This window comes from Pseudomonas sp. Pseusp97 (genome assembly GCF_047304025.1).
In the GTDB taxonomy this organism is placed as follows: domain Bacteria; phylum Pseudomonadota; class Gammaproteobacteria; order Pseudomonadales; family Pseudomonadaceae; genus Pseudomonas.
The window spans coordinates 1-890 of sequence record NZ_JBGLYK010000456.1; the positions used below are offsets into that span (position 1 = coordinate 1).

The 890-nt window shown below is 67.8% G+C and carries 1 protein-coding gene; it reads left to right on the plus strand.

Annotated elements, in window-relative coordinates:
* Nucleotides 1-868: FecR family protein (locus tag ACCC94_RS29850; protein ID WP_413353191.1), on the plus strand; the 868-nt coding region annotated here is incomplete at its 5' end.
* Nucleotides 869-890 lie beyond the last annotated feature (22 nt).

Sequence of the window (890 nt, forward strand, 5' to 3'; positions counted from 1 at the left end):
CCGCAGCAACGCTCACCGCCCCCGCAGTGGCAAGCGCATCGCCGCCGTGGCGGCCGGTGTGCTGGTCGCCATCGGCGCGATCTGGTCGGCCGGCTGGTCTGCCGGGCTGCTGCCGTCGCGTGTCGGCTACTACGCCGCGCAGCCTGGCGCACGCGAGGTGGAACTGGCCGATGGCTCGAAAGTCGAGCTCAACAGCAACTCGCAACTGATCTTTGCCGACTTCCGCGACCGCCGCAGTACCTGGCTGAAGAGCGGCGGCGAAGCGTACTTCCGGGTGGCCCACGACACGCTGCAGCCCTTCTCGGTCCACACCGACAACGGCAGCGTGCGAGTCACCGGTACGCGCTTCAATGTCTGGACCGACTCGCAGCAGATGCTGGTCACTCTGCTCGAAGGCTCGGTGGTGGTCAGCCCGCCCGACAACGTCGACGGCAACAGCGCCCAGCTCACGCCGGGCATGCAGGCGCGCTACCTGAAGGGTAGCCAGCGGATCGAACTGGCACAGGTCGCGCCGGCCGGTGCCATTGCCTGGACCGAGGGCAAGCTGGTGATCGACGACCTGACGCTGCAGGCGGCCCTGCCGCTGATCAATCGCTACCTCAGGCAGCCCGTATTCCTTGACGACGCCACCGCAGCCGCCATGCGCATCGGCGGCATCTACCGCACCGACGACCTGCAGGCGCTGGTGGATTCGCTGCCCAGGGTGCTGCCGGTGGAACTGCGCAAGGACAACCAGGGGCGCACCGTCCTCGCCAGCCTTACGCGCAGCTCTAGGGCGCGTCGGGCATCCGGGAAACTGGCGTGCCATGCGGGTTCGCGAGCAAGCTCGCTCCTGCAGCCCACCCTGACTTCGGAATGCTCTTCGTAGGAGCGAGCTTGCTCGCGAATTC